Source organism: Paraburkholderia saeva (assembly GCF_907164555.1).
GTDB classification, from domain to species: domain Bacteria; phylum Pseudomonadota; class Gammaproteobacteria; order Burkholderiales; family Burkholderiaceae; genus Paraburkholderia; species Paraburkholderia saeva.
The window spans coordinates 223,405-240,317 of the sequence record NZ_CAJQZC010000004.1; the positions used below are offsets into that span (position 1 = coordinate 223,405).

Here is a 16,913-nt window from a genome sequence, read left to right on the forward strand (position 1 = left end):
GCCCGCTTTCTGTTTGTTCCTCTCGCGCGCTGCGGGCTATCCGGTTTTACCCAGGTTCCCCCGTCGCTCTGCCGGCGTTCTAACGCATGACGAGCAGTTCGCCGCGACCATCGACGGCCAGATCACCCGCGTAGCGTCGCGGCAATGGTGCGCCGCGCAATGCCGAAAACGGCGCGATTTCCTGCGCAAACGAGCGCACCAGTAGCGACCAGAACACATCGAAGCCGCGCCCGCCTTCGGTGAAGGTCGGCGGAAGCGTTGCCGGCGCCTGCAGCAGCAGCAACGTGCCGCGTCGCATCCCATAACCGTAGTGCGCGCCGGCGCGTCCCGCAATGCCGACTGTCCCCGCCGCCATGCGCGAGGCCGCGCATTCGCCGGCATCGCCGCCCACCAGCACGAGGCCGCGGCGCATCCGGTCGGCGAGGCGCGCGCCGGCGTGACCGTGGATCGTGAGCGTGCCGCCCGTCATGCCTTCCATGTCGCCCGGCAACGCGCCGGCCGCGAACGCGTCGCTGTTGCCCGTGACCGTCAGGCGTCCGCCGCGCATCTCGCAGCCGGTAAAGCGGCCCGCGTCGCCTTCGATACGCAGCGCGCCGCCGTTCATCCGGAATCCGGCGTAGTCGCCGCACGCGCCGCGCACGGTGAGGGTGCCTTCGTCGAGTTGCGCGCCGACGTGGTCGAGCCAGGGCACGTCGCCCTCGATCACGAGCGCGACCGCTTCGCTTTCCGCGCGCGCAATGTCGAACAGGTCGGCGGCCACGCAGGTTTCGTTGCCGGCGGGCAACGCGACGCGCGCAATGTCGGCGACCGGCAACGCGGCAAGCGCAGCGGGAAGAAGGCGCGCGGCGTTCACGCGAAAGCCCGGCGCGTGCCTGACGCGCAGCGTGGTCGTGCTCATGCGCGCTTCTGCCCGACCGCGGCAGCCATCTCGTGCAGATGGAAGTGATAAGGCCCAAGCTTGCCGCCGTAGTTGCCCGCCGAAATCCGCAGCACGCCGGCGGCGCGTCCGCGCGCGGCGGCCGCGGCGATGCCGGCCGTCATCGCCGCGCCGACGTCGCTGTCGGTCAGGCCGTCGATCACGATTTCCATCACGCAGCCCACTTCGGCGGTCAGTTCGCTCTTTTTCGCGAGACCGGTGAGCGTGGGGCAGAACGCGTCGTTCGTCGAGGCCGTCGCGCCCGCGTATTTCGAGCCGATTTTCGAGCCGGAGCGCACGACGCCGCCTGGGAACGGCATGATCACGTTCGGCAGCGCGCGCATCGCGGCAGCGGCCGCCTCGGCGGCGGCGAGCGCGGCGTCGATGTCGGCGCCGAGCAGCAGCAGGTTGCCGCCGCCGACGCCCTTGACCGTCACCGCCGTTTCCTCGCAGACGAACTCGCCGTCCATCACCGGCACGCGCCAGTAGCGCGTGGTGCCGATCATCTTCGAGATCTGCCAGCCGTCGCCGAAGAAACGCAGGTTCTTGCCGAGCGCGGCGTCGTCGGAGCGCGGCGCCGCGCTCGTCGCAGGGTCGATGCCGCTGTAGATCGCGGTCGTCGGGCACGTCAGCACGCACTGGCCGACGCGCCGCTCGATCTGCTTCGCGAGTTCCTTCGACGACACCGCGAACAGCAGCACCGCGATGCCGGGGCGCCCGTCCGGTGTTTCCTCGCTGCCGAGTTCGCGTTCGATGCCCGCTTCGCAGCCGCAGCCGATTACGGAGGTCGCGAATCCCGTCAGCGATTGTGCGGCGTGCTTCGCCCAGACGGGCGTGTGCGCGGTGATGACGAGGCGCGTCGCCTTCATCGGGAACGCTTCCGCGAAGGTGTCGTCGATGAGTGTGCCGTTGATCTGCATCGGCGAAGCCGTGTTTGTCATGGGTTCACCGCCGCAAGACATGCGACCGGCAGCAGCCGGCCGCCGCGACAGCACGCGCAGATTTCGTCGTCGCTGATCGCCGCGTGCGCGAAGTTGCCGACGAGGTTGGCGTCGCTATACGCGCGCAGCGTTTTCTCGATGCCGCGATCGAAATCGGGCGACACGTAGTGGATGCCGCCCGTTGGCGTGGCGACAAGCGTCCCGTCGCGCGCGACGAGCTGGCCGTCCTTGAACACATACGCGGGCGACGAGAACATGCGCTCGCGATCCGCGTCGTCGCGATAGACGGCGATATCCGCCGCCGCACCTTCGCCGAGATGGCCGCGATCCTTCAGGCCGAGCAGGCGTGCGGGACCGGCGCGCGTGATGATCGCGATCTCGTACAGCGACAGTTCGCGTTTGAGCTCGGGCAGTGCGCTCGCGACCTGCGCTTCGGGATGCAGCTTTGCGATCTGTTCGTCGCGAAAGCTTTTGTCCATCAAGAGGCGGATCAGATGCGGATAGCTCGTGAACGGGCCGCCGTTCGGATGGTCGGTCGTCATCGACACGCGCCACGGATCGTCGATCAGCAGGAAGATTTCGAGGCCGATGATCCATTGCAGCGCGTTCACGTAACTTTGCTCGCGATAGCGGAACGGCACGATGCCGCAGCCGGCATCGCATTCGATATCGCCCACGATCCACTTGCGGGGCGAACCCAGCGGCGCGTTTTTGAACTGCATCATCGTGTCGCCGGAAGCGGTGACCGTCTGCCCGAAAATGATCTGGCCGACGTCGATCGACACGTTCGGACGCGCGTTGACGGCCTCGGCAATCGCGCGCGCGCCAGAGGAAAACCTGCGCGGTCCTTCGGTGCCGTAGCTGTGAAACTGGATGTGCGTCAGATGGATCGGCAGGCCATCGGCGGCGTCCATCGTCGCGATGGTCGACGCGATATTGCCTGGCACACCGAGATTGCTCGCGTGCACGTGCAGCGGGTGCGGCACGCGCAGCTCGGTCAGCGCGCGCGAGAGCGTGCGCAGCACGTCGCGCGGTGTGATGCCGTAATGCACGTGCGCCTCGTCGACATCGAGCGAGCGCTGGTTGAACTTGAACGCCGAGATGCCGCCCGGATTCACGACCTTCACGCCGAGCGCCTTGCTCGCATGGAGCGTCCAGCCGACGTAGTCGCGCAGCCGCTCGAAGCCGTCGCGCGCGGCGAGCATCTGCAGCAGCAGTTCGTCGTTGCCGAGCATCACGTAGGCGCCGTGATCGATGATCGGCGTGTCGCCCATTTCCAGATGCGTGTGGCGGGCGTTGGACGGCATCATCGCCGGCTCGAACGCCGCCGTGTAGCCCATCTCCGCATAGCGATAGCCGGTGGCGAGCGTCCCCGGCGTGCAGACGCCGCACGACGGCATACGCAGATAGCGACCCTGAGGATCGGCGGCCGATTCGTAACCGGCGTCGCGCGGCGCGTCGTTGCGATGGTCTTCGGGCAGCAGCAGACGCGAAAGGTTCGTCTTGCCGCCGCCGATGTGCGAATGCAGGTCGATGCCACCGGCCATCACGATCATGCCGCTCGCGTCGTAGTCGTGATCGAGCGGTGCGCCAGCCGCCGGTGCCGCGACGATACGACCGTCGCGGATATACAGGTCGCGCCGTTCGCCATCGACGTGATTCGCCGGATCATAGATCACGCCGCCGGTCAGCCGCACGAGGCTCATGGCGCGCTCCCTGCGGTGCTGGCAAGCCGGACGGCGAACTGTTCAGCAAGACGTGCGGCGATGTCGGCAACACCCGGCAAACCGGCATGGCGGGCGGCCGTGAGCGGCACGACAACGGTGCCGTCAGTGCGGAACAGATGGCCGCCGATGTCGATGCCCGGCGTCGCGACGGGAATGAAGACCGTCGGCCCGCGCCGCGCGTTCGCCGCGCCTGCGGCCATCGCCGGGTGGCCGAGCACGATCGCCGGCACATCGGGATCGAGCGTATCGGGCAGCGGCTGCGGGCCGAAGCTCGACACCCACAGCAACGTGTCGACTTCACGGCCCGCAAGCAGGGTGCGCGTGCGATAGCGCATGGGATCGTAGTCGAGCGGCGCTTGCGCGAGACGCCCCGGCATCGCGACGCGGGTGCGCAGCGGAAAGCCCGAGAGCCACGTGAACGTCTGGTTGACGCTGAGCGCGCCGTCGGCGCCGCCCAGCGGCAGGCCGCCCGCGCGCGAGGTCCGGTTCACGGCCTTGATGATCCGGTTCAACGCTTCGATCAGCAACGCCGCGTGCGGCGCAGGCAACGCTTCGGGTTCGTAGACGAACACCGTGTAGCGGGCGGCGTTCATTTCGTCGATGAGCGCTGCCAGTGCGCGGGCCGTGCCGCTTGCGTCGTTCAGGGCTTCGACGCTGCGGCCTTCCAGCAGCGCGGACCAGAGCGCAAGGAGGTCGAACAGATCGCTTCCGGCGAGGAGCGATGTGGCGCCCGCGTGATGGATTGCGTCAACGGCCAGATCGGCTTCGCAGCCCACGAACCTGAATGTGCGCGAGAGCGCGGGCGTGCCTTCCGCCGTGCCAAACGCGCGCGCGTAGAAACGCGGATGGCGCGCGGACGGCTCACACGCGAATACGACGACCAGATCGGCGCGCGCGCGCACTTCGGAGAGCGTCGTGAAGAATGCGCCACGGTCCTGGAGCGCGAGCGTCGCCGCCGTCAGTGCATCGCCGTGCAGATGGTCGACGATCGCGCCGCATTGCGCGGCCAGCGCAAACAGCGAACGGGCGCCGGCGATATCGGTGGCCATGCCGCCGAAGAGTGGCCGGTGCGCACCGGACAGGATCTCGGCGGCACGCGCGAGGGCGGTGTCGAGATCAGTCGCATGGCCATCGACGGAGGCCTTGCATTGCGCGTCGGTGGCGCCGTATAGCGCAAGCGCCCCTGCAAGGCGGGGGCAATCGGTGGCGGGCGCGCTGAGGCTGTCGTCGCTGCTCACGCCGGCTGCGATGTCGTCGCACAGCAGGGGGCAGAAAGGACAGGTCCAGTCGGACGTGATGGACGCGGACACGCCCGTGGGGCCAGCACTCGACGGATGGTTGGACGAACGATGCATGGTCGCGTTTTCAGCAAGGACCATGCCGGGAGCGCGTTCCCGGCGCGCGGTTTTGCCAGCGGATGAACGTGCATGAGGCGAATCCGCCCAGCGGCCGGATGACGGTGCGTTCATTTTTTGAAGGCGTCGCCCGTCTCATGAAGCGGGCGTGCTCGCACCACGTGAAGCCGTGTGCAGGCGCCGTTCCCGCGCAGCACAGTATGTGCTTCGTTCTGAAACACTGTGTCACCCGGCCGCTACGCGCTGCAACACCCCGCTTTGCCCATGCATTGCACGCCGCTCGCCCCCAGCGTGCGTGGCACGGATATTGTGTCGTGCAGATGCGCTGGCCCAGGAGCGGCGTGGCGCGCGGGTCCGCGCGACACAGGCCTCTATCTCACCTGCAAGGATGACCTCCCGTGACCAAGCTGTTTGTGTACGAGTATCTGACTGGCGGCGGCATCGATCCCGATCTCGCCAGCGAAGGCAGTCTTGCGGACCTGAGCGCACTGATCGTCGAAGGCCGTGCCATGCGCGACGCGCTCGTCGCGGACCTGCGCGCGCTCGCTGGCGTGCAGGTCACGTTCGCCAGTTCGCGTTTCGAGCAGGTCGACGCGGCGCTTGCGCATTGCCGCGCCGTCCCGGGCGAACCCATGAGCCACTTCGTTTCGCGTGTGGCGCGCGAGCACGACTACGCGTGGGTGATCGCGCCGGAATGCGATGGCCTGCTGCGTCAGCTGCACGACGCGGTCGGCGGCGCGCGCTGGCTCGGCTGCACGGCGCAGGCCATCGATATCGCGTCGGGCAAGCGCGCGACAGCCGAATGTCTAGCGGCCCACGGCATCGCCGTGACGCCCGCGCTTTCGCCTGAACGCGGCAACGCGCCCGCTGACGCTGACGCCGCCACGAATGCTGCACGGCGCTGGGTCGTCAAGCCGGACGACGGCGCGGGCGGCCTCGACACGTTTGTCTTCGACCGCTTCGACGATGCCTGCGCCGAATACGGCGCGCGCCTTGCAGCCGGGCGCAATCCGGTACTGCAGGCCTGGGTCGACGGCGAACCGCTGAGCCTTTCGCTCATCTGTGGCGAAACGCGGGCGGAACTCATCAGCATCAACCGCCAGCAGATCGGCGTGCCGGAGCAGGCGGCGCCGGGCCGCGCGGAACGGGTCGTCGAGTTCAGCGGCGTGCAGGTCGACCAGATCGGTTTGCAGAGCGACAGGGGGCGCGTGCTCGAAGCGCTCGCACAACGGGTATTCGCCGCGCTACCGGGTTTGCGTGGGTTTGCCGGTATCGATCTCGTGTGGCATCCGCAGCGTGGTCCCGTCGTGATCGAGGTGAACCCGCGTCTGACGGCGGCCTATGCCGGTCTCTCCGCGCGGCTCGGGCGCAATCTTGCTGGCGCGCTGTTGCAGGCGCATGGCGTCACGGTGGGCGCGTCCGGAAGAGAAGACACCGCGGCGCCGGTATTCCGTACCGGCACGCACGCATGCAGGGCCGCGTCATGACGGCCGCGCGCACCGCTTGCGCGGCCGGCTCAGCCGTATTCGGCTGGGACGTCGGCGGTGCGCACGTGAAGGTGTCGCTGGCGGATTCGTCCGGCATGCTGCGCGATGTCGCGCAATGGGCGTGTCCGTTGTGGCAGGGGCTCGAACACCTGGAGCGCGCCATCGACCACGTCTTCACGCGCTGGCCGCAAGCGAACGATGCTGCCGCGCAGCACGTCATCACGATGACGGGCGAAATGGTGGACCTCTTTCCTGATCGCGCCGCGGGTGTGCGTGCGCTTTCCGGTGCGCTCGCGGCACGCCTCGGCCCGCAGACGCGCTTCTTTGCCGGCGCCGATGGCTGGCTCGATGCCGCCGCATGCGGCGACAGGTGGCGTGCAGTGGCGTCGGCGAACTGGCTCGCGACCGCGCAATGGCTCGCGACGCGCGTGCCCGATGCGCTGCTCGTCGATATCGGCAGCACGACGACGGACATCATTCCGGTTGTCGGCGGCAGGGTGGTGGCGCAAGGCACGAACGACGCCGCGCGCCTTGTCTCCGGTGAGCTTGTCTATCAGGGCGTGGTGCGCACGCCGTTGTGCGGCATCGCGCATCAGATCGTGTTTCGCGACCAGACGACGAACGTGATGAACGAATGGTTCGCGACCAGCGCCGACATCTACCGGCTGACGGGCGAACTGTGGCCCGCGCACGACCAGCATCCGGCCGCGGACAACGGCCCGAAAACCGAAGCCGCGAGCCGCGTGCGTCTCGCGCGGATGATCGGCTTCGACGCGGCCGAGGCCACCGAAACCGAATGGCGGCGCTTCGCGCAGCGCTGGCGTCACGAGCAGCTCGCGATTCTCGCGACGAACCTGTCGCGCGTGTGGATCGCGCATGCCGAGCTTGCCGGGGCACCGATCGTCGGCGCCGGATGCGGGCGTTTTCTGGCCGCGGCGCTCGCGCAGCACGACGGGCGCGATTACATCGATTTCGCCGGGCTGGCTGGCGTGACGCCGTTCTGCGCCGGCCAGGCGGATCTCGCGGAATGGGCCGCGACGTGCGCGCCGGGCGTGGCGGTCGCGCTGCTCGCGGGCATGGGCGCAAGCCGGGAGGCCGCCCAGACTGCATGAAACCCAAAGGCAGCACAGAATACGTAGCGCGCCGGCCGGGCGGAGAAAAGGGGCCGTCGATGGCATCAACCAGGAGCGAGGGCACGGGTCATGTGGGTGGTGAAAATCGGCGGAAGCCTCAGCCACGACCCGCTGTTGCGTGAATGGCTGACGCAACTCTGGGAGCTCGGCGGCGGTCGCGTGGTGATCGTGCCGGGTGGCGGCGATTTCGCCGACAAGGTTCGCCAGTACCAGAGCGAATGGTGTTTCGACGACCTGGCAGCCCACAACATGTGCCTGCTCGCGATGACACAGTACGCGATCCTGATGCAGGGGCTGCGGCCCGAACTCGTGCTGGCTGCAAACGAAGAACGCATCCGCCGCGCATTGCGTGACGGACATGTCGCCGTGTGGGTGCCGACCGGCCTGATGCGCGACGCACCCGACGAGATGACCAACTGGGACACCACGTCGGACAGCCTCGCCGCGTGGCTTTCGACGACGCTCAACGCAGAGCGCCTGATCGTCGTGAAATCCTGCGAGGTGGAGGCGGGCGCGCCGCTCGCCGCCCTGACGCAGGACGGCGTGCTGGATACGCGCTTTGTCGATCACGTCACCGACGCGAACTACGTGGTGGAACTGCTGAACCGCCGCGATGTGGCGTTGATGCGCGACCGGCTGCTGCACGTGCCGGCCGCCTGACGCGGCATATGGCGTGCGAGGCGCGTGTTACTGCGGCGCGCGATGCAGCGCATCGGCCCAGCGCGCGACGTGCCCCGGATCGAGTCGCGCCGAGCGGCCTTCGGTGCAAAGCGCCGTGCGAAAACCCGCGATATCGGGCTTGAGCGCATGGATCTGCGCGAGCTGCGCCCAGCCCAGCGAGCCCGCCACACCCGTCATCGCGCCATGCGCGCCGATCGTCGCAAGACAGCGCGCAAGCGTGGCCATATCGACGCGATCGAACAGCGCGCGACCGTCCTTGTTCGCGGTATCGAAGACGATGCCGGCAAAACCCAGCCCCGCCGCATAGTCGGACAGCGCGGCGTCGACGCCTTCATCGCACAGCAGCACCGGTACCACGGCGGCCGGCAGGTTCGCGAGATGCGCGAGGCACGCCCGCGCCGAAGGTCCCGCCGTGACACCGACCTTCACGTAATCGACGCCCGCATTGCTGACGTCGATTACGCGCGCGGCGATATCGTCGAGCGCATCGTTGGGCACGTCGCCGATTGTCGCGCTGATCGGCTTGACCGGAAACCGGCCGCGCAGCGCCTGCACGATGCGCGCGATTTCGTCGACAGGTATGCCGCCCAGCGCGCCCTCGCGGGGCTCTTTCAGATCGATGAGCTCGGCGCCGGCCCGGGCGGCATCGTGCGCTTCGTCGTACGAGCGGACGCTCGCAAGCAGTGCGGTCATGGAAGTCTCCAGAAAACGGCTTTGCTGCGGTGCATCAGGCGGCGCGCGAAGTATCCGGTGATGCGTTCGACGTCTTGCCTGCCTGCGCGCGATAACGCGCAATCGCATCCATGATCCATGCCCACGCGACACGTTCCGCGTCGCCTGCGGTTTTATCGATGGCGATCTTCAGATACGCGACTTCGTTATCGACCTTCCCGGCCGGCAGCATGAAAAGCCGGCTGACGAGAATCGCGCCTTCGACAACCGCCGCCTGCGCGCGGTTAAAACCAGGAAACGGTGCATGCGTTTCCTGATGCACAGGGCGCATGTAGAGCGTGGGGCGCTGGGTATCGTCGCGGACTTCGTCGAGTTCCAGTTCGGTGTGCGCGAGCGCGCCGTCGAGCCGCACGCTCGCCACGCGCGTGGCGGGCGAAACCGGCCACTCATACGCGTAGCCTGTCACGCAGCCCGCGAATACCCGCACGTCGGTCGTGAAGTTGATCACGGCGGCGCGGGTGGCCAGGATGTTCTCAAGCGTGGCGGAGGGTCTGAACGGCGCGAGGATCGCGCGCCCGTTTTCGAAGCGCACGCCCATGGGTGCAATGTGAGGCCGGCCGTCGCGCGCCGCAGTCGTAACGATCGTTTCGAAAATCATGGCGGGGAACGCTGGACGTTGCGGCGGACTACGAGCCGGCGGTTTGCTAACAGAAAGTTAACTGACTGACTGCAATGCCGCACGGCAGCCGCGCAAAGGCGGCGCGTGCGGGATTAACGGGTTGCGATATACATCGTGATTTCGAAACCAAAACGCATATCGGTGTAACTCGGTGTCGTCCACTGCATAGTCATCCTCCAAGGTTGGTTGGGGCTTTCGCCGCCGACACATGAAACCGCGCCGGAACGGATCAGCACCGGAAATCACGCAAGCGCCGTGCCAGAAACAGCACAGTGAAGCGGACACTGGGAACTTCGTTGCGTGGCTCGACACCCTCCGTGCCTTACTGTCGCAGAAACGCAGCAAAGTGTTTCACCATCATACGAGTTTTTGGCGGTTGTGCACGCATCGATCGCGACGCGAGCCAAAGAATCGCTTAGGGATGGCGAAGAAATTCGTGAATTCCCTTCGCGGAGGGGCACGCCTACATTGCAGACAGGGATGCGGATCGAAAGCATTGACCGCATCACGTTTCGGTCTGCATCGCCGGGTGCGTCTCCAACCATCGAGGACAGTTCATGAACGACTTCAGCAAGGCCGCCGTCGAGCCCGCAACGCGCGAACGCAATGCAGCGGATCCGCGTTCCCGCTATGCAGCCGGTGTCATGAAGTACCGCGAAATGGGGTACTGGCAACCGGATTACGCACCGAAAGACACGGACGTGATCGCGCTCTTTCGTATCACGCCGCAGCCCGGCGTCGAACCGGAAGAGGCGGCGGCCGCCGTCGCCGGCGAATCGTCGACCGCGACGTGGACGGTCGTGTGGACCGACCGGCTCACCGCGTGCGACATGTATCGCGCAAAGGCATATCGCGTGGAACCCGTGCCCGCTTCGAGCGCATCCGAGCCGCAATTCTTTGCTTACATCGCGTATGAACTCGATCTCTTCGAAGAAGGCTCGGTTGCGAATCTCACTGCGTCGATCATCGGCAATGTGTTCGGGTTCAAGCCGCTGAAGGCGCTAAGGCTCGAAGACATGCGCATTCCCGTCGCCTACCTGAAGACGTTTCAGGGGCCGCCGACAGGCATCGTGGTCGAGCGCGAACGGCTCGACAAATACGGGCGTCCGCTGCTGGGCGCAACGGTCAAGCCGAAGCTCGGCCTTTCGGGCAAGAACTATGGCCGCGTGGTTTACGAAGGGCTCAAGGGCGGCCTCGATTTTCTGAAGGACGACGAGAATATCAACTCGCAGGCATTCATGCACTGGCGCGACCGCTATCTGTTTGCGATGGAGGCGGTCAATCGTGCGCAGGCCGAGACCGGCGAAGTGAAGGGCCATTACCTGAACGTGACGGCCGGCACGATGGAAGACATGTACGAGCGGGCCGAATTCGCGAAGCAGCTGGGCTCGTGCATCGTGATGATCGATCTCGTGATCGGCTGGACGGCGATCCAGTCGATGTCCAAATGGGCGCGTCGCAACGACATGATCCTGCATCTGCATCGCGCGGGGCACGGCACGTACACGCGACAACGCAATCACGGCATCTCGTTTCGCGTGATCGCGAAGTGGCTGCGCATGGCGGGCGTCGATCACGCGCATGCGGGCACGGCGGTCGGAAAACTCGAAGGCGATCCGCTTTCGGTGCAGGGCTATTACAACGTGTGCCGCGCATCGCACAACGCGGTCGATCTGTCGCGCGGCATCTTCTTTGACCAGCCGTGGGCCGGTTTGCGCAAGGTGATGCCGGTTGCGTCCGGCGGCATTCACGCGGGACAGATGCATCAGCTGATCGATCTGTTCGGCGACGACGCCATCCTTCAGTTCGGTGGCGGCACGATCGGACACCCGGGCGGCATTCAGGCGGGCGCGGTGGCAAACCGCGTCGCGCTTGAAGCGATCGTCAAGGCGCGTAACGAAGGGCGCGACATCGTCAATGAAGGCCCGGAACTGCTCGAAGCCGCTGCGCGCTGGTGCACGCCGCTCAAGCAGGCACTCGATACGTGGCGCGACGTCACGTTCAACTACGCGTCGACCGATACACCCGATTTCGCCGCAACGCCGACCGCGGCCTGACCGTTATCTGAACTGAAGAGACCATGCCATGCGAATCACTCAAGGGACTTTTTCGTTTCTGCCGGAACTCACCGACGCGGAAATCAGTTTGCAGATCGACTACGCGTTACGCGAAGGCTGGTCCTGTTCGGTGGAATTCACCGACGATCCCCATCCGCGCAACACGTACTGGGACATGTGGGGTCTGCCGATGTTCGACCTGCGCGATGCGGCGGGCGTGCTGCAGGAGGTGAATGCGTGCCGCAAGGCGTACCCGCAGCACTACATCAAGGTCAATGCGTTCGATTCGGTGCGCGGCTTCGAGACAATGCGCATGTCGTTCATCGTCAACCGGCCGGCGGTCGAACCGGGTTTCCGGCTGGAGCGCGCGGAAGCGCAGGGACGGGTGCAGCGTTACAGCATGAAGACCTACGCGTCGGATCGCCCGGCAGGCGAGCGTTATCCGTCGTCGCAGTGAATACCGTAACCGCAGGCAACTGGAGAAGCGCACATGACCGTCGATGCCGAACTCGATCTGCCCGCGACAGTGCAGTGCGCGCAAATGCCCGCTACGCATGAGACGGTCGACCTCGTCGGTCTTTTTCGCGGCTCGGGCATTGGCGACGTGCTGGCCGAACTCGATCACGATCTGGTCGGCCTCACGCCCGTGAAAACCCGCATCCGCGAGATTGCCGCACATCTCATTGTCGAACGCGCACGCGAAACGCTGGGGATTGCAAGCGGGGCGCCGACACTGCATATGTGCTTTTCGGGTAATCCGGGGACGGGCAAGACGACGGTGGCGCTACGCATGGCTGAAGTGCTGCACCGCCTTGGCTATATCCGACGCAATCATCTCGTTTCGGTGACGCGTGACGATCTCGTGGGCCAGTACATCGGTCACACCGCGCCGAAAACCCGCGATGTGCTCAAGCGCGCGATGGGCGGTGTGCTGTTCATCGACGAAGCGTATTACCTGTACCGCCCCGAGAACGAACGCGATTACGGGCAGGAAGCCATCGAGATCCTGCTGCAGACGATGGAAAACCAGCGTAGCGATCTGGTGGTGATTCTCGCCGGCTATGAAGCGCGGATGGAGACCTTCTTTCAGAGCAATCCCGGTTTTCGCTCGCGGATCGCGCATCACATCACGTTTCCCGACTACGACGCGGCGGAACTGCTCGACATCGCCGAACGCATGCTGGCGAAGATGCACTACCGGCTCGATGACGCATCGCGCGCCGCATTCAGCGAATACCTGGATCGCCGCATCCGTCAGCCGAACTTCGCCAACGCGCGCTCGGTGCGTAACGCGCTGGACCGCTCGCGTCTGCGCCAGGCTAACCGGCTCTTCGCCCGCGCGCTGGAAGGCGGCGCGCCTGCGGATGCGGCCGCGCTGACGCTCCTCTCCGCGGAGGATATCCGGGCGAGCCGCGTGTTTGCCGAAATGACGGCAGCGCGGCCGTTGCCGGCCTGAATCGTTTCCTGAGGAGATTGCCATGCAGGACGGACGCACCACGCTCTCGAAGTTTCTTATCGATACGCTCGACCGCCAGCCCGCTTCCGTATCGGCGCCCGGCCTGTCCGCGCTTCTGATCGACGTCGCCGCATCGATCAAGACGATCTCCGGCGCGCTGACCAAAGGTGCGCTGGGCGGCAATTACGGCGCGGCGCAGTCGGTCAACACGCACGGGGAGGAGCAGCAGAAACTCGACCTCATGACCAACGAGATCTTCCTGCAGCACTGCGAGTGGGACGGCCTGCTGGCGGGCATGGTGTCGGAGGAAATGGACGAGGTTTACGCGATACCGGAAACGTACCCGCGCGGCGACTATCTGCTTGCGTTCGATCCGCTCGACGGCTCGTCGAATATCGACATCAATGGCGTGGTGGGATCGATTTTCTCGGTGACACGTGTGCGTGACGACCAGCGCGACGCGCCTGTCACGGAAAGCGCGTTCCTGCGGCCCGGCAACGAGCAGGTCGCGGCCGGCTACGCGATCTATGGACCCTCGACGATGCTGGTGCTGTCGGTCGGCACCGGCACGCATGGCTTCACGCTGGAGCGCGAAGTCGGCAACTTCGTGCTGACGCATTCCGATATCCGCATTCCAGAGGACACCGGCGAGTTCGCGATCAACGCATCGAACGAACGCTTCTGGGAGCCGCCCGTGCGCCGCTACGTGCAGGAATGCAAGGCGGGCCGCAGCGGCTGCCGCGCGCGGGATTTCAACACGCGATGGATCGCCTCGATGGTGGCGGAGGTGCATCGCATCCTGATGCGCGGCGGCGTCTTCATGTATCCGCGCGACTTCAAGACGCCCGCGATGGAAGGGCGCCTGCGTCTCCTGTATGAGGCGAGCCCGATGAGCTTTCTGGTCGAGCAGGCGGGCGGCCAGTCGATCACCGGGCGCGAGCGGATTCTCGACGTGGTGCCGGCCAGGCTGCATCAGCGTGTCCCGGTCATTCTCGGCTCGCGCAATGAAGTGGCCCGCATCGGCCGCTATCACGACGAATACGACCGCGGCGAGGACAAGCCGTTCAGCTCGCCGCTCTTCAATGAACGCTCGCTCTTTCTGCCTGAAACACCCGCGTAGCGATCGGGCAGAAACGCGCTTGCGATTCGTATGAGCAGATTACAGACTCAGGGAGACGCGCATGTCAGTCAGACATCCGATCATCGCGGTGACCGGTTCGAGCGGCGCCGGTACGACGACCGTCATGAAGAGCTTCACGCACATTTTCCGGCGCGAACGCATCAACGCGCAGATCGTCGAAGGCGATGCGTTTCATCGTTTCGACCGCAAGGGCATGCGCGAAGCGCTCAGGCAGAGCGAACGCGATGGCGCACTGAACTTCAGCCACTTCGGCCCTGAAGCGAATCTGCTCGAAGAGCTTCAGCAGCTGTTCGCGAGTTACGGCGAGGCGGGCAATGGCAAGTTTCGCCGCTACGTGCACGATGACGCCGAAGCCGCCGCATGCAACCAGGACGCGGGCACCTTCACGCCCTGGATGGACGTGCCGGAAAAGACCGACCTGATGTTCTATGAGGGCCTGCACGGCGCGGTGGTGACGGAAAAGGTGGACGTCGCGCGGCATGCGGATCTGCTGGTGGGCGTCGTGCCGATCATCAATCTCGAGTGGATCCAGAAGCTGCATCGCGACCAGACGATGCGTGGTTATTCGCATGAGGCCGTCGTCGATACGATCCTGCGGCGCATGCCCGACTACGTGAACTACATCTGCCCGCAGTTCTCGCGCACGCATGTGAATTTCCAGCGCGTGCCGACCGTGGATACCTCGAATCCCTTCACGGCGCGCGAGATTCCCAACGCCGACGAAAGCTTTGTCGTGATCCGGTTCGCGCGGCCCAAAGGCATCGATTTTCCGTATCTGCTGACGATGCTGCGTGACTCTTTCATGTCGCGCCCGAACGTGATCGTGGTGCCCGGCGGCAAGATGGGGCTCGCGATGCAGCTGATTTTCACGCCGATGATCCTGCAGCTGATCGATCGCCGCGCGCGTGCCTGACGACAGATTTCCGGTTAACTTCAAGGAGGGTGTGATGGCTTTCATCGCATTGCGACAGCTGCTGGATCACGCGGCAGAGCACAGCTATGGCGTTCCGGCGTTCAACGTCAACAACATGGAGCAGATCCAGGCCATCATGCAGGCCGCCGATGCAACCCGCAGCCCGGTGATCCTGCAGGCGTCGGCGGGCGCGCGCAAATACGCGGGCGAACCCTATCTGCGTCACCTCGTGCTGGCCGCGATCGAGGCGCATCCGGATCTTCCGGTGGTGTTGCACCAGGATCATGGCGCGAGCCCGTCCGTGTGCCAGCAGGCGATCCGTTCGGGGTTTACGTCGGTGATGATGGACGGGTCGCTCCTGCCCGACCAGAAAACGCCGGCTACGTACGACTACAACGTCGAAGTGAGCCGGCGTGTGGTCGAGGCGGCGCATTCGGTCGGTGTTTCGGTCGAAGGCGAACTCGGCTGTCTGGGCTCGCTCGAAACGGGTGAAGCGGGGGAAGAAGACGGCGTCGGTGCAGCGGGCAAACTCACGCGCGACGATCTGCTGACCGATCCGGAGCAGGCGTGCGCGTTTGTGGAAGCGACGGGCGTCGACGCACTCGCCATCGCGATTGGCACCTCGCATGGCGCGTACAAGTTCAGTCGCCAGCCGACCGGCGACATTCTGGCGATCGATCGCATCGTCGACATTCACAGGCGCCTTCCGGATACGCATCTGGTGATGCACGGGTCGTCTTCCGTGCCGCAGGAATGGCTCGCGACGATACGCGAATTCGGCGGCGAGATTTCCGCGACGTGGGGCGTGCCGGTTGAGGAAATCCAGCGCGGTATTGCGAACGGCGTGCGCAAGGTCAATATCGACACCGATATCCGCCTCGCGATGACGGGCGCGATGCGCAAGGCGATGGCATCGGCGCGCGCGGAATTCGACCCACGGCACGCGCTGAAGGCCGCGACGGCCGCGGCACGCGATCTCTGCATCGACCGCTTTCAGGCGTTCGGATGCGCGGGGCAGGCCGACCGCATCAGGCCGCTTGCGCTCGATGCGATGGCGCGGCGTTACCACTGATCTTTCGAACCGCGCAGTGCGAAAGCGGGCGTCATGCGCCAGGGCACGTGGCGCCCTGAAGGAATGGACGAATGTGCGTATTCTGGCGGTTCAGGATCCCGCTGGCTTGACTGGAACAGGAGCGCACGATGGCAACTGAATCTCCCGCAGGTGAACTGGGCGCGTTTGCGCCCGCCTTTTCGCTGCCCGCCACGGACGGACGCACGCTGACACTCGATGACGTGCGCGGCGAGCAGGGCCTCGTCGTCGTATTCATGTGCAATCACTGCCCGTACGTGCGAGGTGCGCTGCCGCATCTGGTACGGGACGCGCAGGAACTCGCGGTGCTCGGCGTCAACGTGGTCGGCATCAGTTCGAACGATGCCGCGGCGTATCCAGACGATGCGTTCGAGCGGATGGTGGAATTCGCCGCGCAATGGAAGCTGCCGTTTCCGTACCTGTACGACGAATCGCAACAGGTCGCGCACGCTTACGGCGCGGTGTGCACGCCGGAGTGCTTTGGTTACGACGCAGCGTTGAAGCTGCGTTATCGCGGGCGCGTCGACGCGTCGCGCAATGCGCCGGTTCCGGATGCAAGGCGCGATCTCTTCGAAGCGATGCGCGAAATCGCGAAAGCCGGTGAAGCTGAGGGGCCGCAGTTTCCTGCGCTGGGATGCTCGATCAAATGGAAAGCGGGCCGATAA

General features: G+C 65.7%; 17 protein-coding genes. 10 read left to right on the top strand and 7 right to left on the bottom strand.

Annotation, left to right across the window (positions count from 1 at the left end):
* Window positions 1-79 precede the first annotated feature (79 nt).
* The 4 genes from LPA36_RS12515 to LPA36_RS12530 are packed head-to-tail and all read right to left on the bottom strand — an operon-like array spanning window position 80 to window position 4,939.
* Complete coding sequence (locus LPA36_RS12515) at window positions 80-898, bottom strand: formylmethanofuran dehydrogenase subunit C (RefSeq protein WP_228876878.1); 819 nt, start codon at window positions 896-898, stop codon at window positions 80-82.
* On the bottom strand, window positions 895-1,857 hold the full coding sequence (gene fhcD, locus LPA36_RS12520) for a formylmethanofuran--tetrahydromethanopterin N-formyltransferase (protein WP_228876879.1): 963 nt from the start codon (window positions 1,855-1,857) through the stop codon (window positions 895-897). Before fhcD ends, LPA36_RS12515 begins: the two co-directional genes overlap by 4 nt.
* Window positions 1,854-3,563, bottom strand: a complete 1,710-nt coding sequence (locus tag LPA36_RS12525; protein WP_228876882.1) for a formylmethanofuran dehydrogenase subunit A — start codon at window positions 3,561-3,563, stop codon at window positions 1,854-1,856. Before LPA36_RS12525 ends, fhcD begins: the two co-directional genes overlap by 4 nt.
* Window positions 3,560-4,939, bottom strand: coding sequence for a molybdopterin-binding domain-containing protein (locus tag LPA36_RS12530; protein ID WP_228876883.1), 1,380 nt, complete (start codon window positions 4,937-4,939; stop codon window positions 3,560-3,562). The genes LPA36_RS12525 and LPA36_RS12530 overlap by 4 nt, the downstream gene beginning before the upstream one ends.
* 398 nt (window positions 4,940-5,337) lie before the next feature.
* Between LPA36_RS12530 and LPA36_RS12535 the strand changes: the two genes are divergently transcribed.
* From LPA36_RS12535 to LPA36_RS12545, 3 genes are all read left to right on the top strand, one after another.
* Window positions 5,338-6,426, top strand: a complete 1,089-nt coding sequence (locus LPA36_RS12535) for an ATP-grasp domain-containing protein (RefSeq protein WP_228876885.1) — start codon at window positions 5,338-5,340, stop codon at window positions 6,424-6,426.
* Window positions 6,423-7,538 (top strand): hydantoinase/oxoprolinase family protein, encoded by a 1,116-nt coding sequence (locus tag LPA36_RS12540; protein WP_228877501.1) that lies wholly within the window; start codon window positions 6,423-6,425, stop codon window positions 7,536-7,538. The genes LPA36_RS12535 and LPA36_RS12540 overlap by 4 nt, the downstream gene beginning before the upstream one ends.
* Window positions 7,539-7,628: 90 nt before the next feature.
* A complete protein-coding gene (locus tag LPA36_RS12545; protein ID WP_228876886.1) occupies window positions 7,629-8,219 on the top strand; it encodes an amino acid kinase family protein in 591 nt (196 codons plus the stop codon).
* A 27-nt stretch (window positions 8,220-8,246) separates the two neighbouring features.
* Here LPA36_RS12545 and LPA36_RS12550 read toward each other — a convergent pair whose 3' ends face one another.
* The 3 genes from LPA36_RS12550 to pqqA form a co-directional block, all read right to left on the bottom strand.
* The gene (locus LPA36_RS12550; RefSeq protein WP_228876888.1) at window positions 8,247-8,933 is read right to left on the bottom strand and encodes a (5-formylfuran-3-yl)methyl phosphate synthase; all 687 of its coding nucleotides are present in this window, start codon (window positions 8,931-8,933) and stop codon (window positions 8,247-8,249) included.
* A 34-nt stretch (window positions 8,934-8,967) separates the two neighbouring features.
* Window positions 8,968-9,570: a DUF447 domain-containing protein gene (locus tag LPA36_RS12555; protein ID WP_228876894.1), complete on the bottom strand. Its 603-nt coding sequence runs from the start codon at window positions 9,568-9,570 to the stop codon at window positions 8,968-8,970.
* A 113-nt stretch (window positions 9,571-9,683) separates the two neighbouring features.
* Entirely contained in the window at window positions 9,684-9,758 is a 75-nt protein-coding gene (gene pqqA / locus LPA36_RS29440) for a pyrroloquinoline quinone precursor peptide PqqA (protein ID WP_013342881.1), read from the bottom strand.
* A 390-nt stretch (window positions 9,759-10,148) separates the two neighbouring features.
* Between pqqA and LPA36_RS12565 the strand changes: the two genes are divergently transcribed.
* The 7 genes from LPA36_RS12565 (at window position 10,149) to LPA36_RS12595 (ending at window position 16,913) form a co-directional block, all read left to right on the top strand.
* Complete coding sequence (locus LPA36_RS12565) at window positions 10,149-11,648, top strand: ribulose-bisphosphate carboxylase large subunit (protein WP_228876896.1); 1,500 nt, start codon at window positions 10,149-10,151, stop codon at window positions 11,646-11,648.
* A 28-nt stretch (window positions 11,649-11,676) separates the two neighbouring features.
* Complete coding sequence (locus LPA36_RS12570; protein WP_228876897.1) at window positions 11,677-12,105, top strand: ribulose bisphosphate carboxylase small subunit; 429 nt, start codon at window positions 11,677-11,679, stop codon at window positions 12,103-12,105.
* Between the two features lie 84 nt (window positions 12,106-12,189).
* Window positions 12,190-13,104 (top strand): CbbX protein, encoded by a 915-nt coding sequence (gene cbbX, locus LPA36_RS12575; RefSeq protein ID WP_228877503.1) that lies wholly within the window; start codon window positions 12,190-12,192, stop codon window positions 13,102-13,104.
* Window positions 13,105-13,126: 22 nt separating this feature from the next.
* Window positions 13,127-14,224, top strand: a complete 1,098-nt coding sequence (locus tag LPA36_RS12580) for a class 1 fructose-bisphosphatase (protein WP_228876899.1) — start codon at window positions 13,127-13,129, stop codon at window positions 14,222-14,224.
* A gap of 61 nt (window positions 14,225-14,285) precedes the next feature.
* Window positions 14,286-15,158, top strand: a complete 873-nt coding sequence (locus LPA36_RS12585; RefSeq protein WP_228876901.1) for a phosphoribulokinase — start codon at window positions 14,286-14,288, stop codon at window positions 15,156-15,158.
* 34 nt (window positions 15,159-15,192) lie between these two features.
* Entirely contained in the window at window positions 15,193-16,230 is a 1,038-nt protein-coding gene (fba, locus tag LPA36_RS12590) for a class II fructose-bisphosphate aldolase (protein ID WP_228876903.1), read from the top strand.
* Between the two features lie 128 nt (window positions 16,231-16,358).
* Window positions 16,359-16,913: a thioredoxin family protein gene (locus tag LPA36_RS12595; RefSeq protein ID WP_228876905.1), complete on the top strand. Its 555-nt coding sequence runs from the start codon at window positions 16,359-16,361 to the stop codon at window positions 16,911-16,913.